General features: G+C 48.7%; 1 pseudogene. It reads left to right on the top strand.

Going from position 1 to position 470, the window contains the following annotated elements:
• Nucleotides 1-470, top strand: a pseudogene (locus ACTHUR_RS19950) (TAT-dependent nitrous-oxide reductase); the annotation flags it as partial.

Raw genomic sequence — 470 nt, 5'->3', positions numbered from 1 at the left:
AAACTAAAGAAGCCGACGGTAAATGGTTGGTGTCTTTGAACAAATTCTCCAAAGACCGCTTCCTGAACGCAGGCCCTCTGAAACCTGAGTGTGACCAATTAATCGACATCTCCGGCGACGAAATGCGTCTGGTTCACGACAACCCGACTTTTGCAGAACCACATGACTTCTGTCTGGTTTCCGCTTCCAAAGTGAACCCAAGCAAAACTTGGGACCGCAAAGACCCATGGTTCTGGAAAGATGCTTTGGAACAAGCGCAAAAAGACGGTGTTGAGCTGGAAAAAGCCGCTAAAGTCGTACGTGAAGGCAACAAAGTACGCGTGTACATGACTGCCGTTGCGCCTGCATTCAGTATCCCTCAATTTGAAGTGAACCAAGGCGACGAAGTGACCGTATACGTAACCAACGTTGAGACCATTGAGGACTTGACTCACGGTTTCACTTTGGAAGGCTACGGTATCGCTATGGAG

This window comes from Neisseria sp. P0021.S007, assembly GCF_051956855.1.
The sequence above is the reverse complement of the archived record's forward strand: the minus strand, read 5'-3'. Positions and strand labels throughout refer to the sequence as shown.